This window comes from Halomonas sp. SH5A2 (assembly GCF_014263395.1).
GTDB lineage: Bacteria > Pseudomonadota > Gammaproteobacteria > Pseudomonadales > Halomonadaceae > Vreelandella.
The window spans coordinates 1,117,841-1,132,589 of record NZ_CP058321.1 but is presented as its reverse complement, the minus strand read 5'-3'; the positions used below and the strand labels follow the sequence as shown (position 1 = coordinate 1,132,589).

General features: G+C 53.5%; 10 protein-coding genes. 5 read left to right on the top strand and 5 right to left on the bottom strand.

The features are described 5' to 3' along the window. The first annotated feature begins 201 nt into the window (after positions 1–201). Together HXW73_RS05290 and HXW73_RS05285 are read left to right on the top strand one after the other, a co-directional pair. Positions 202–678 (top strand): autotransporter domain-containing protein, encoded by a 477-nt coding sequence (locus tag HXW73_RS05290; protein WP_186255223.1) that lies wholly within the window; start codon positions 202–204, stop codon positions 676–678. Between the two features lie 644 nt (positions 679–1,322). After that, the gene (locus HXW73_RS05285) at positions 1,323–2,483 is read left to right on the top strand and encodes an O-antigen ligase family protein (RefSeq protein WP_240538719.1); all 1,161 of its coding nucleotides are present in this window, start codon (positions 1,323–1,325) and stop codon (positions 2,481–2,483) included. 6 nt (positions 2,484–2,489) lie between these two features. On the opposite strand, the gene HXW73_RS05280 is transcribed toward HXW73_RS05285, so the two are convergent. Both HXW73_RS05280 and HXW73_RS05275 read right to left on the bottom strand, forming a co-directional pair. Further along, the gene (locus HXW73_RS05280; protein WP_186255221.1) at positions 2,490–4,463 is read right to left on the bottom strand and encodes a polysaccharide biosynthesis protein; all 1,974 of its coding nucleotides are present in this window, start codon (positions 4,461–4,463) and stop codon (positions 2,490–2,492) included. 415 nt (positions 4,464–4,878) lie between these two features. Then, positions 4,879–6,771 carry an acyltransferase family protein gene (locus HXW73_RS05275; RefSeq protein ID WP_186255220.1) on the bottom strand — a complete coding sequence of 631 codons (1,893 nt, stop codon included), beginning with the start codon at positions 6,769–6,771 and terminating at the stop codon, positions 4,879–4,881. 849 nt (positions 6,772–7,620) lie between these two features. Here HXW73_RS05275 and HXW73_RS18010 point away from each other — a divergent pair. The 3 genes from HXW73_RS18010 (at position 7,621) to HXW73_RS05260 (ending at position 11,654) form a co-directional block, all read left to right on the top strand. Continuing rightward, complete coding sequence (locus HXW73_RS18010) at positions 7,621–7,689, top strand: IS66 family transposase zinc-finger binding domain-containing protein (RefSeq protein WP_186255921.1); 69 nt, start codon at positions 7,621–7,623, stop codon at positions 7,687–7,689. Between the two features lie 511 nt (positions 7,690–8,200). Then, positions 8,201–9,348, top strand: a protein-coding gene (locus HXW73_RS05265) for an IS3 family transposase (RefSeq protein WP_186252975.1) whose coding sequence is annotated in 2 segments (ribosomal slippage) — positions 8,201–8,441 and positions 8,441–9,348 — 1,149 coding nt in all. Because the reading frame shifts where the segments join, the coding sequence is not laid out codon by codon here. A gap of 266 nt (positions 9,349–9,614) precedes the next feature. Beyond that, complete coding sequence (locus HXW73_RS05260; protein WP_186255219.1) at positions 9,615–11,654, top strand: acyltransferase family protein; 2,040 nt, start codon at positions 9,615–9,617, stop codon at positions 11,652–11,654. A 377-nt stretch (positions 11,655–12,031) separates the two neighbouring features. Here HXW73_RS05260 and tnpC read toward each other — a convergent pair whose 3' ends face one another. The 3 genes from tnpC to tnpA form a co-directional block, all read right to left on the bottom strand. Further along, on the bottom strand, positions 12,032–13,582 hold the full coding sequence (tnpC, locus tag HXW73_RS05255; protein WP_186255920.1) for an IS66 family transposase: 1,551 nt from the start codon (positions 13,580–13,582) through the stop codon (positions 12,032–12,034). A 93-nt stretch (positions 13,583–13,675) separates the two neighbouring features. Then, a complete protein-coding gene (gene tnpB, locus HXW73_RS05250; RefSeq protein ID WP_186252812.1) occupies positions 13,676–14,011 on the bottom strand; it encodes an IS66 family insertion sequence element accessory protein TnpB in 336 nt (111 codons plus the stop codon). Further along, positions 14,008–14,376 (bottom strand): IS66-like element accessory protein TnpA, encoded by a 369-nt coding sequence (gene tnpA / locus HXW73_RS05245; RefSeq protein WP_186252813.1) that lies wholly within the window; start codon positions 14,374–14,376, stop codon positions 14,008–14,010. Before tnpA ends, tnpB begins: the two co-directional genes overlap by 4 nt. Positions 14,377–14,749: the final 373 nt, after the last annotated feature.

The window sequence follows — 14,749 nt, the reverse complement described above, 5'->3', positions numbered from 1 at the left end:
CCACAACACCTTAATCCGAGAGATAAAATATTATCTTAATAGGACTGTGCCATAGACAGGGCTAGGGCTCAGATAGCTAATAAAATCTATTTTAATTCTAACTAACAGCCACCCTTGGTGCTAGCCCGGATTCCTCATAGTACCTCAGCAAGTACCGCACCCAAGCTATAACACCTCTAACAACCTATTGGAACGGGTAAAATGGCCTACTGTTTAAACATTTCCCGTCGTTCAGACACAATTTCCTCTTCCCCCATTAGCAACGTCGACAGCCATTCCCTAATCGCGCCACAGCAAGTGGATGTCGAAAGCAGCTATCAATTGATCGGTTACGGCCGTTACGACATCATCCCCGCGCTGGATGTCTCTTTCCAGGCTGACCAGGGCATCAACGCCAGCCAGGGTGAGCGATTCGTCACGTGTATCAACCGTACAGCCGAGTTCGACTACGACAGCTACACCGGCCATGTTGGGCTGTGGCTCAACAAACACTTTCGCTTAATGCCCAACGACAACCTCCTCGCAAGCCTGGTCCCGGACTACACCTGGTTCAAGGACGACGCCTATCAGGAAGAAGGCGCGGGCATACTCAACCTGAGCGTCAACATAAGCCTCGGTGCAGGTACGACCTGCTGGATGAAGAAGCCGCGATTACTGCGCTGCTGGGAAAATCACTGACAGGCAATTTACCCACAGCATTAGCCCATCGCAGAAAATGCCATGATGAATTTGGCTGACGCCATTGTAGATTCTGGTATCCTAGCGCCCTTTTGAATACGTAAGCCCATTAGCACCTGAATGTGTTATGCCTCTCTCGGTACCTTTTGGCGGATGAACAACTCACATCAGGCGTGACCTGCTGGCTAAATAGTAGCCAGTGATGCCCTTGGATTGCTGCACAACCGACGCATTCCAAAACTCATACAGTGGGGCAAATAAAAAGGCTTCATTAATAAGCATGATGGATAAGCCGGACTAAGCGATGACGACCTTCAAGATGCCACTGGCTGGCGTGCTGAACTTCGTGGTCATTTAATTAACGGTTTCAATAGACCTTGCAAGCTTAATGGTTATCGACAAATGGGTATCAAATTGCTCCATCGTCAAGGGAACACAGCATGAGGTTCAGTAATATCTGGGAGAGCGATCCCACTTGGAAAAGCCCTGGCGTTCTTTGGTGGTCAGGCGTACTGACCCTTGTGCTTTATGCTGGGTTCGCCATCTTGCTGCCCTCAATCGGAAGCCCGGCAGAGACGCTTTGCGCCCTTCTCGGCCTGGGTGCTGTGCTAGCGTATGGCAATAATATTCGAAACAGCGCCCCCTTGTGGCTGCTATTGGCTGCGCTAATAGTACAAACCATTTCCTGGAGCCTGGCGGTATGGCATCACCCAGAATGGGCGGCAAGCAACCCCAAACTGGACCGATTGGCCAAGCTGTTTATCTTCATCGCCGTCGCATGGTTTCTGGGCGGTAGTACCCGAAACACCCTTTTGATATGGGGGTTGGCCTTTGTGGGCTGGCTGATAGCGACCTTTGCGTATGGAAACGGACTTGAGGAGTGGTGGGCAGGATTAAATGGAAAGCGAGCTGGTCTTGGCTACCGTAACGCTCAACACGGCTCAATGCTCTTCGGAGCAGCACTGCTAGGGCTCATAGCATTTACTGCGCGCTTCAGCCGGGTTCAAGGGCGATTAGTTCCCTGGAGAATAGCGGTTTCCCTGGTGCTAATCGGCATCTGCCTGACAGGCATTTCCATCGGCCAGACTCGGGCCGTGTGGCTTGGTCTGACACTTGCCATATCCGTAGCGGCAGCAATGTGGTTGATTCAGGCGCTGTTACGTTCAAAAAACAAACCCGCGCACCTGGCTAGGCAACTGATTGTCTTTGCCAGTGGCTTGTTGATTGTTTTCATTGCGGTCACTGTCATTTTCCAAGGCACCCTCAAACACCGGCTGTTACAAGAAAGCCCCGTGGTAGAAAAACTGATAGAGGGAGATGTTAGCGCTATACCCTATTCGAGTATCGGCATTCGTATTCACAGCTGGCGTGCAGCTTTAGAGTGGATAGAAGAACGTCCCTTGGTTGGCTGGGGGAGTGAAGGGCGCGGGCTGGTGATGGACCATACCCCATGGTTCCCAACAGAAATTAAAGAACGATTTGGCCACCTGCATAACTACTTTCTCGAGGTATGGGTAGCCTATGGCCTGCTTGGTGTCCTCGTGGTTGCTGCCCTTGCATTTTGGGTAGGTCGAGGCACTTGGCTAGCCTGGAGAGGAGGCGTGATGCCCAATGATATGGCGCTCTTTGCGGTTGCTTTCTTTGTCTATTGGTTAGTGGTCAACCAGTTTGAGTCTTACATTGCCGTCAGTTCGGGCGTGTATGTGCAAAATCTGGTGTTAGGCGGGCTAGTGACTCATATTTGGCGTTGGCAACACGTAAGCGGGCACCGGGTATTCATGCATCGCTGGTCAAGACAAAAATGATCTGCATCAATGCCTTGCCGCGTTAGACTCAACCCCCAGCGCAGCTTGCTGTTGGCGGCTGAGGGGCAAGAGATCACACATATCACCGCTGTGAGAAAACCCGCTTACCCCACGTTTCAACGCGGCGCAGGCGCTGTGACTATCCAGGTTGCGCTCCGCCTCGCGCAGTTCATTCAGCAGCGCCGTTAGCTCTTTATGTGGCAGCACTTCTTCGTGGGCGCGCATTATTTTAGGATGCAGGGTCCCGACCACGTTATCGCCAATCAGCAGTTCTTCGTAGAGCTTCTCGCCGGGGCGAAGGCCGCTGAAGACTACTTCGATATCACCGTCTGGGTTTTCAGCATCTTTGACTTCCAGACCTGTCAGTTGAACCATTCGCTTGGCCAGGTCCACAATTTTCACAGCATCGCCCATATCCAGTACGAACACGTCCCCACCTTCTGCCATGGAGCCTGCCTGAATCACCAGCAGCGCCGCCTCGGGGATGGTCATGAAGTAACGAGTGATATCCGGGTGAGTAACGGTGATCGGCCCGCCCTGCTCTATCTGACGGCGGAAAAGCGGCACCACCGAACCACTGGAGCCAAGCACGTTGCCAAAGCGCACCATGGAAAAAATAGTGCGGTGATTATCTTTCAAAGCAAAACGGGTGGCCAAATCCTGCAGCACCAACTCGGCCATGCGCTTGGTTGCCCCCATCACGTTGGTGGGGCGCACCGCTTTATCGGTGGAAATAAGCACACAGCGCTCAACGCCTAAAGCCGCGGCACTTTCTGCCACCACCTGGGTACCCTGAACATTATTGCGCACCCCTTCCAGCACGTTGTTCTCAACAATAGGGACATGCTTATAGGCGGCAGCGTGGTAAAGCGTCTGCACGCCGTAATGACGAATGACGGCCTCTACTCGATTACGATCACAGACATTACCCAACAGCGGTATGAGGGGAAACGTCTCCCCCATCTCAATGCGTAACGCCGCCAGTTCCTGCTCGATGGCGTAAAGACCAAATTCACTGATCTCGAACAGAATCACTGCCTTGGGTTTACCGCGCATTACCTGGCGGCACATCTCGCTGCCGATGGAGCCACCCGCGCCGGTGATCATCACCACCTTATTGCGAATGCTGGCATTGATCAGCTCTTGACGAGGCGGCACCGGGTCACGACCCAGCAGATCCTCCAGTTCAACCTCGCGTAGCTGGTCGACACTCGCCGTACCCGAAATAATCTCTGGCATGGAGGGCACAGTTTGCACACGCACGGGCAAATCGGCCAGTTTATCCAGCGCGTGTTTGCGCTGCGCTTTAGTAGCCGTCGGCAAGGCAAGCAGCACGCGCCTAATGCCCAACTTCTCGACAAGCGCCTTGAAGTCATCCGGGTCATGCACCTTCACGCCCTTGATGGTGCTACCCCACAGAGCCGGGTCGTCATCCAGGAACGCAGCGGTATAAAACTCACGCCCGCTGGAAAGCGCCAGGGCCAACTGGGCGCCCGCCCCACCAGCCCCATAGATGGCTACAGGTTCCTTCTCGGTGTAATGCTTGATCAACCAATGATAGTAACTGCGCACGATCAGGCGAGTACCGCCCACATACACCAGCGTCACCAGTGCGAAGTTGACCGGCACCGAGCGCGGAAATTGTTGCCACTGGTAGAAGTAGGCCGCGGCCCACATCAGCAACGCCATTAACAGCGAGCCCTTGACCACCGCCCAAAGCGCCTGGGGGCCCATAAAGCGCACCACGGCGCGATAAAGGCCCAGCCGAGCAAACACGAAGACACCCGCAGGGGGCACAATAAAAAACAGCCACCAGAAAGGCTCGATAAAGCGCTCTGGCCACCACTCAGCAAAACGCAGCGCATAAGCCGACCACAAAGCTAACGGCAACGCCACCAGATCGGCGGCGACCATGATCAAGCGCTTCTTGGCTCGGCTTAACTCAGCAATAGAGCGATGCATACGTCCTGATTTGGTCATGCTGAATCCTTTCGTTTGGTCGACAACTTAGATGTGAGATCACAAGGATAGTCCTTGCGGTCAAGAGTCGCGGTGGTCACTGTCTCCGGCACCTTTGCCCGTTGCCGTCATTATTATGTAGCGTAAGCAATGACCGGGATTCAATTCCTGGATCATCCACTGATCAGTTTCTGCTAGTAATTGCGGCTCAGACATGTCTGATATCGTTGACCCTCGCCACCCTGGACCTCATTGACGACATCTATTAGCGATAGTAGAACGGAAAAATGTCGTTGAGACCGCTCTATTGGTCGAAGTTCGCAATCATATTGAGACATTGAAAGGGGATTAAATCTGACTTCACGGAGTTAAATAAAGCAAGAAACAAGTCAAATCTACTTGACGCGTTTCATGAGATTGCCAGCAACCAGGAATTCTAAAGAAACTCAGTAAGGAAATCTTCTCTTCTCATCTTCCCTCCGATAAACCTCGCACCTGGGATAGTATAGTGACTATAGTCATAATAAATAATATTTCCATTATCATCAAAAGCAGGGCATTTTCTTGCACTAAAATCACAGCTTAATTTTTGCTTATCTATGTAGCCAGCACCAACTTCTTTTGATATATCCTCTACTTTATCGTTCAACCTATCTATAGTCTCAATTCTATTATCATACAGCAACTTATCTGCCCCGCTCAGTCGACCATGCCTCACTATGAGGTCAGGAACATCCTTAAACTCCTGCGACCGCCCAAGGAGTACAAGCTTGGCATCTGTATGCTCTTCTAAGAATTCGCTGAAGTCAGAAATGTATTTGATAGTTGACCAAGACCACCGTGTTGAAAAAACAACCACTTCTGCATTAGAGAAATTATCGCTGCTCACTAGCGAGCTCGCCATGTTACGGCACCTGGGATCTGCTGACTCACTATCAGAACTATTCAAGGAAGAAAAAATATGCAGGCACGCCTCATCCATTTCCGAGCGTCTTATATCCGCTATATCCCTCAAATACCCATCAAGATATAGGGCATTATAGGTATCTTTAGAATGTGAGTCCCCAACTATTAACACCTTAACCCTCTCATCTGAGAAAAAATCTTGGTTTGCTGGCGCTTCAGGACCTTGTACATGCACCCAAGTCTCAGAGTTTTTCTCTGGCAGCTCAGAGATCGCCTTTCTTATCTCGTCCGGGAGTCTCCACTCAAGGCCATGGTTCGCCGAAATCATGGCTGACGGAGCAGCAAGTGAGGCGGCTGCCACTGCGTATGAAGCAAATACTTTGCGCTTCGGTGCGTGGTGCCCTCTTGTCTTCCTGAAAGGGATTTCGATGAATTTGTACATTGCCCAGCCAACAAGGATGGAGGTAAAAACAACTCCAAACTTCTCAACTGGGACAAGATCCCGGAAGACGTAGTACTTGTAGAAGACATATATAGGCCAATGGGCCAGATAGAGGGAATAACTAATAAGGCCGATCTTCACCGCAACCGGATTGCGAAGTATGATGCCAGCGAACCTAGCTTGGCCGGCATAGATTGCCATGGCTGTGCCAAGGCACGGAGCTAGGGCAGCCACACCTGGGAACGCCGTATTCTCATCAAATATGAACACCGGTATAAGCACCATCGACAAGCCGGCGAGGAGCAATAGCTCCATTAGCACATTACTTCTCAAACGGTATTGGCAAACCCACACCAGCACGGCGCCAATGGCAAATTCATAGGCCCTGACTGGCGTCAGGAAATAAGCACCGCTAGCATCATGACCAAGCATTATCACAGCCCCTAGCAGGCTGAATCCGCCAAGTGTTGCTATTGACCAAGGAGCGTATTTCCCCAGATACCTGATCGACAGCCAAATGAGTAACGGCCAGACAAGATAAAACTGCTCTTCAACACTCAGCGACCATGTGTGCAGCAAAGGCTTCAGGTCGGATGCCGTATCGAAATAACCACTCTCTGACCAGAAGAAAAAGTTGGAGACAGAGAATAGAGCGGTAATGGTGGATTTGCCTAGTCGCTCAAGGTGCTGAGGGGAGAACAGAAATACTCCCAGCAAGAGCGATGCTACTAGAGTGAAAAGTAAGGCAGGTAAAAGCCGTCTGATACGGCGCACATAGAAGTTGGAAAACGAGAAATGTCCGGTGCGTTCTACTTCCTCTTTGATGATCATCGTGATCAAGTAACCGCTGATAACGAAGAAAACGTCCACGCCAATAAACCCACCGGAAAAAGAGGAGAAACCAGCATGAAATAACAGAACACTCATGACGGCAACCGTCCTGAGCCCATCAATGTCAGGCCTGTACTCAGACTTCCGCATTCCTTACTCCTCTTCGGCGTTCGGGCGGCATTGTGCCACACCCGTACTGTTGTCGCATCGTAAACGCTCCAAAAAATTATTTACCTCATCTAAGTGGCCACACTAGCGATCTCTTTGGCTTTGAAGATCACCCCAGGCCTCTTGGCTAGGGTAGCTTTTTCATGCAGCGGCGCTGAAAATGCCGTTAAATGATTACGCCAACTCGCAGACGTTAACCCTCACCGACCTTTTGACGTGGGAGAAGCACTTGGAGCACGAACGATTTAAGTAGCCAGCGCAAATGGAAGTCGCCACCGTCACGTTAACAGGCCAAGAACCTAACTGGCTGTTGGATGGAGTAAACTTATAGGCCATGCAGCCCCACACAGCGTTAGACTTTCAGCAGATTGGTTAGCACTTTTTCTCCTGTTTTGTCGGCAGTTTTGGTAAATTAGGCGGTATGAAAAGCGCCGCTTTCTTCTCCCAGCTTGAGCGAAAGCTGGCCGCTGCTGATGCGACAAATTGGCGCTGATGGAGAAAAAGACGCCCAGTGGGTAGCCACCAAACAGTTGATATTTAAGCATTTACGGTTGGCCCTGGAGCGTCAATTCGATCCTTACACCGAGAAACATAAGGTGGATCTGAAGGACTTACTTATCAACGACCGAAAGTGGCAGTTGACGAGGAAAACAGCGACACCGATGTGACAGACAACGATATCGTTGACGACACCGCGGCCGGGCGCGCGACGGCGAAGTGCCGCTCCCAAGGTGGCCGTATGAGCTTTCGCGGGTTGAAGCGGTTCGCCACTGTCAGGACAATGGCACAGCGCTAACGGTCATTGGTGAAAATGTTAGCTAGGAATGTCACGTGGTGCCCGCACGGTTCAAGGTGATCCGTCATGTGCAGCATAAGTATCCATGCCGAACCTGCAAATAGGGCATCAAGGTCGCCGCTGCCCCGTTAAGCTACTACCCAAAAGCAATCAGCGTCACATTCTATATGCTGGTGCAGCGCGATTGGCCGCTAGACCAATAGGTCGTCTTGCCAGCCGTGCCGGATGGGTATCCGCGCGCTTACGGGGCGACTATGAAGGTCGCTTGTTGTCCGCTGTCTATGAAGGTTGCGGGTCGTGCACTGTAATGGTCTGTTCTTCAGACTGCTGGCCACATGAACGACGTAAGTTCATTTATTCGCAATAAGGTACAGCTCAAAGGCAAAGCCAACAAAGCAGTAAGAACCCTTAAATCCCTCTTGACATAACCTTATTAGGCTACTTTTTGCGACAGGGTCAAGATACACATTCCAGGACATTAACTCTTTCAGTGTCTATAAAGTATCTGCGGTGGCTATACATTCTAGCACGTAGTTAACAGGTGGAGAGTGATCCGCCCCACTGATTCTGGACACCGCGTTAAGCGAGTACAATCCGCTTATGAGGTGATCCACGATGAGCAAACAAAAGCGCACCCGTTATTCCGATGAGTTCAAGGCCGAAGCGCTGAAACTCGCAGAAAGAACCAGCGTTGCCAGCGCCGCCCGAGAACTAGGTATCCATGAATCGCAAATCTATGGTTGGCGCTCGACAGCGAAAAAGAAGGCCAATGTCTCCGAGCGCGAGTCTGAACTGGCTGCCGAGAACGCCCGGCTGAAGCGCCAAATAGCCGAGCGTGAAGAGGAGCTGGCCATATTAAAAAAGGCGGCGACCTACTTCGCCAAGAACCAAAAGTGAAGCGTTACAGCTTCATGCTTGAGAACAGTCACAGGTTTTCCGTGATCCGGATGGCGTCTGTGCTCGGGGTCTCGCGAAGTGGGTATTACACATGGCAGAAAACTCGGTTTCAGCCCAGTCAACTGGAACAAGCCAGGGAAAGGCTTGATCGCCGCGTGAAAGAGGCGTTCGGCCAGAGCAAGCGGCGCGATGGAGCCCGACGCATCCAGGCCACGCTGGCGGACGATGGCCACTCTTATGATGTCAAAACGATTGGCGCCAGTATGCGGCGCCAATCGTTGGTGCCGAAGGCCGCCCGCAAATTCGTCGTCACCACAGACAGCGACCACAGCTTGCCCGTGGCGCCCAACTTACTAGAGCAGGACTTTGAGACGACCGCACCGAACCAGAAGTGGGCCGGTGACATCACGTACCTGATGAGCTCTGAAGGCTGGCTGTATCTGGCCGTCATCATTGACCTCTATTCGCGCTCTGTCATCGGCTGGTCCATGAATACCAGGATGACCGCAGACCTGGTCTGCGATGCGTTGGAAATGGCGCTGTGGCGACGTAATTTCCCCACAGGGGTGATTTGCCACAGTGATCAGGGAAGCCAGTACTGTTCCCGCGCCTACCGAGACCGGCTGCGAACGCATCAGTTGCGTCAAAGTATGAGCCGTAAAGGGAACTGCTGGGACAACGCCTGCGTGGAAAGCTTCTTCCATTCAATGAAAGTGGAAGCAATCCACTGGGAACCGATAATGAACCAGGAGCTGCTTCGCCAGCATGTGTTCGAATACATTGAAGTTGATTACAACCGCCGACGACGTCACAGTGCTTTGGGTTACGTAAGTCCCATGGACTACGAGCTCAAAAACAGTGCTTAACCAAGTGTCCGTTTTTAGCGGGGCAGATCAGAGTTCCAGACGAATGGCTTTGGCCATTTCGATCAACGAGTGGTGTGGCACTAGCCATCTGCTCCTAGCGTTGTGTCAGCGAACAACCTCACTCTGCGACTTACTGCGAACAGAGTTGCCAATCGCCTGCTGAGCCAGACTTAATCGGCCTCAAGCTTCACTTAAAGAATGAAAGCATCTACTATGCCTCTTGTGTTACACCAGCGAATTCTCACACCTAGGGGAAAGGTTATTCCATGCATTACCGCCCTGAAGTAGACGGCCTTCGTGCCGTCGCAGTCCTTCCGGTCATCCTTTTCCATGCTGGCTTCTCAATATTTTCCGGTGGTTTCGTCGGCGTAGACGTCTTCTTTGTCATTAGCGGTTACCTAATCACTACCATCGTCTACCAAGAGATGGCCCAAGACAGCTTTTCCATGTGGCGCTTCTACGAACGCCGAGCTCGGCGTATCCTCCCTGCTCTGTTCGTCGTGTGCCTTGCTTGTATTCCATTCGCCTGGCTCTGGATGATGCCGAGCGAGTTCAAGAACTTCAGCCAAAGCTTGATTGGTGTTGCCACCTTCACCTCTAACATCCTGTTCTGGCGCGAAAGTGGCTATTTTGCCGATCCCGCCGAACTTAAGCCACTGCTTCACACCTGGTCACTGGCAGTCGAAGAGCAGTTCTACATTCTCTATCCACCACTACTTCTCGCGCTTTACCGCTTTTTACCCAAATACCTATTCTTCATAATCGGCCTCGGCGTGCTGGCTAGTTTAGGGCTCGCACAACAAGCCTCCTCCTCTAATCCTGGTGCCAATTTCTATCTACTTCCATCTAGAGCCTGGGAGCTAGGTGTCGGCGCTCTGGTGGCTCTTTATTTGCAACACTCGCGCGCACCAAAACTCATAGACGCGAACCAGAACACGCGACGAACTCAAACACTGTACGAACTGCTCGGTCTGCTAGGGCTGACAATGATCACCTACGCAGTGTTTGTCTTCGACGAAACCACACCCTTCCCTAGCTATTGGACTCTCTTCCCCGTCCTTGGAACCGCGCTGATTATTCTCACCGCAAATAGCAAAACACTTATCGGACGTATACTCAGCATGCGCCTGCTGGTCGGAATCGGCCTGCTTAGCTATAGCGCCTACCTTTGGCATCAACCACTATTCGCCTTTGCTAGAATCCGTCTCTTCGAGGGTGTGCCGATCTGGGGCTATTGGTCTCTAATTGCCCTGACTCTCGCATTGGCTTGGCTGACCCGAGTGGCTATAGAGGTTCCTGCTCACAAACGTCTGAAGTTATCAAGGCAACAGGTACTATCCGGCGCTGTTATTGGTTGCTTCGTGTTCGGTTTCGTCGGTGGGCTCGGCTGGGCGAGTCAGGGACATACCTCGCGAAATGCTGTTCCTTCTGAGTTGAGTGCATGGAAGGACAGTACTAGCCCCTATCGAGGTAGCTGTCACAACCCAGACTCGCCCGAAGATACCTGTTTAATCGGCGATGGGGACCAAACGCCAATCTATGTTTGGGGCGACAGTCACGGAGTTGAACTCGCATGGCAGTTGAGCGAAAGGCTTCGGCCCAAAATGATTCCAGTTAAGCCATTTACACATAGTGGGTGTCAACCGACGATCGGTGTTCGTCGTCATGGAGACACAAAGTGCCCCGAACATAACGCGGCTTTTTTCAGCTACCTGACCAACGAGGCCGCACCTAGCACTGTCGTATTGATCGCCCGGTGGTCTCTGAATACTGATGGCACCCGCTTCAACAACCGAGAAGGCGGGGTAGAGTTAGGTGGCGATGCAGCTGTATTTCCAAACGGCTGGAATGGTGGTTCCAAGGAAGACCGGATTGAGCAAGTGGGGCAGGCTATTAGTAGAACTGTAGCCGGGCTCATCCAAGGAGGCCACCGAGTTATACTTATTTACCCAATACCCGAGGTAGGCTGGAATGTCCCCACGTATCTGGCCAGAACGGCCCTTCTGAAGGGAGAAATTTCGCCCCCCCTTTCCACCAGCAATCAGGTTTATCAGGAGCGCAGCGACACCGCAAGAGCTAATCTTAACGCCATCCCAGCCAATGACAGTCTCCTTCGCATTCGGCCGGCCGACCTGTTCTGCGATAGTTTCATACCCGGTCGCTGCATCGCCCAACTCCCAGACGGCCGACCTCTATACTTCGACGACGATCACCCAAACGAAATCGGTGCACGTATGATTGCCGATGATGTCCTGCGAAGCATGCGCGCGGAAGGCTGGCTATCGGGCCAAACGTTTGGCCCCTAGGGGCTGTTGACGTTTTGCAGCCACGGCCAAGGTAGGCTGGCCCCAAAGCTAACACTTGCTAACTATCATACCTAATGCAATCGATGGGCGCTTTGCGGGTGTTCAAATTACTGCTAAAGCCTGCTGGTAGCTAATCAACAACCACGAAGAGTGTTATTAGCCACCATTCTCTCTGACCAGAAGGGTAACCCGGTGGGCTCCTGATGGGCATTGACCCTGCTTCGTAGATGGGCCCCTTCCGGTTTCTTATCTCGTAAATTTGGACGGTATCCAAAGCCCTTCGCACGACGAAAGAGGCTGTACGAACAAGGCGAGACAATGAGATGGCATATAGCGGCATTGATGGTAAGCGTCCGCCAATCACCGCTGGCGTGTGATCAGGCGGGTTTTTGCCAGTTTTGCGGTAGGAGTTCGTGGAGTTGGCTGGCCTTGTGGGTCGGCAGCCGCTCCAGAACGTCTCGGAGGTAGGCGTAAGGATCATGGCCATTGAGCTTGGCGCTCTGGATCAGGCTCATGATATTAGCCGCGCGCTGGCCGCTGCGCAGTGACCCGGCGAATAGCCAGTTGGAACGGCCGAGCGCCCAAGGGCGGATCAGGTTTTCCACCCGATTATTGTCAATGGGTAGCCCACCGTCGTCGAGGTAGCGCGTTAGCGCCCCCCAACGCCTCAAGCTGTAATCTAATGCCTTGGCCGTCGCCGAGCCGTTCGGGACCTTCTCGCGATGAGCCAACATCCAGCGGTACAGCGCGTCAGTAATGGGCCTGGCTCGCGTCTCCCGCAGTCGTTGACGCTCTTCCACGGTGAGTGATTGTGCCTCGCGCTCCACCTGGTAGAGCTGGCCGATTAGCGCGATGGCCTGCCCGGCGATTTGGCTCTTGTCGGCCACGTGCAAGTCGACGAACTTGCGTCGTGCGTGAGCCATGCAGCCGATCTCGGTCACGCCCTTGGCAAAGCTCTGCTTGTAGCCGCTATAGTCGTCGCAGATCAGCTTGCCTCGCCAGTCGCCAAGGAAGTCGCGAGCATGCTGACCGCCGCGCCCCTCGCTGAAGTCGTAGACGACCGCCTTCAACTCCGCATAGGGCGTGGTGGCATAGGCCCAGAGGTAGGCTCGGTGGGTTTTCTTCTTCCCCGGAGCCAACATCGGCACCGGGGTCTCGTCGGCATGCAGTACCGGCTCATTGAGCAGCAGGTCGCGTAAAGCATCGATCAGAGGCTGAAGCCGTACGCCGCAGATGCCGACCCACTCCGCCAGAGTGGAGCGCGGAATCGGTACGCCGGCGCGGCCAAAGATCTGCTCCTGGCGATAGAGCGGCAGATGATCGGCATATTTGGCGATCAGCACCTGAGCCAGCAGGCCGGCGGTGGGGATGCCCTTGTCGATGATCTGTGCTGGCATCGGCGCCTGGACCAGTGTTTCGCACTGGTCACAGACCCATTTGCTGCGGATATGGCGTTCGACGTGGAACACGCCCGGGGTGTAATCGAGTTTCTCGCTGACCTCCTCGCCAATCCGCCGCCGTTGACAGCCACAGTTACAGAGCTCGCTCTCCGGATCATGATGGATCTCGGTGCGCGGCAACTCAGGGGGCAAAGGGGCGCGCTTAGGCGTCTTCTTGGTCGCTGGCGGCGTGTCGGGGGTGGCCAGGTCTTCCAACTCGGTCTCGATGGCCGCGATGTCGGCATCCACCACCTCGTCCAGAAGACTGATTTGAAGGACGTTGAGCTGTTCGCTGCGTTTGCCGAAGGCATGACGCTTGAGCAGTGCCAGTTCATAGGCCAGCTTCTGGTTGACCTGCTCGGTGTGGTGCAGCGTTTTCTGGCTCTGCGCCAAAGCCTGTCCCTGCTGCTCGACCTGCGACATCAGCGATGCCGCCAGGTGGCGAAGCTGATCGGGGGAGAGCTGAGAGAGGTCGGATGGCGCGTTCATCGGGTAAGTATGCCAGCGGCCGGAGGAAAGGGGGATTGGCATATCATCGAATACCCCACCACGGTGTTTTGTGCCGTTCGTGGCAAGTGCGCCTTAGACCACCGAGATTACGCCGTCGGCCCCAATGCGTTGCCAGGGCAGACCTTGTACCAGCACGGTCAGCTGTTCGGGAGAGAGCTTGACGCTATTGCCGTGCCAGTTACCGGCCCAATGAAACTTGCCTTGGTTTAGACGCCGGGCGCACAGCCAGATGCCGAGGCCATCGTGGATCAACACTTTCATGCGGTTACCACGGCGATTGGCGAACAGGTAGGCGCAGTTCGGCCGCGCGGTGCCGAACACCTTCACTACCCTGGCCAGGGCCGTGTCGGGACCGGCGCGCATGTCCAGTGGCTCGGTGGCCAGCCAGATCTCGTCGATACGAATCATGACAGCAGATCCCGAAGTAGCGCCCGACACCCCTGCGCATCGGACAGCGGCCATTCGATGGTCACGGTGCCTTTGGGGCTAGGCAGTGAAAGGCGAATAGGCTCGGCTTCCTGATGCGGGGTCGACGTCAGTGTTGTGGTGCTTGTCATCGGCACCGGGACAAATGCCGGGGGGGCACTTACCGTCACCATGCGACGAGCCTCACGAATCCACTTGTGCACCAGATTGGCGTTCAAGGCATGCTCCAAAGCGATGCCGGCCACTGAGGCACCGGGTTGTTGGCACGCTTCGACGACGCTGGCCTTGAACTCGGCTGTAAATCGGCGACGCTTTCGAGGTGCTTCCAATACGCTTAACTCACTCATGATAGGTGTCCACTAAGGAATAGGTGGACACCACCGTCATCGAAGTCGGAGCTCAGCGGAAGATGTGTTCACCGGCCGGATACCATTGATGTTAGCAAGCAGAAACTCGATTGCCTGTGGGTGCGCGGAGTAAGAGCAGGTGAAATTAAGGGAGGCAGGTCATGAAACGGTCTAGCGTAAATCAGCAAGTGCTAATTGGCCCAGGCCATCGCCTGGGAAGCACAGAAGCGCCTCTGTGAGCCCTACCACCAGCAATAAGATAAAGCAACAGCTCACTACGGCCGTGGCACAATAAATGGCAGGCCTTTTATGAGCCATTGCCTGTGACGCCATGAACAAACCCCACGGCATGACCATAATGTCTCAATACCTA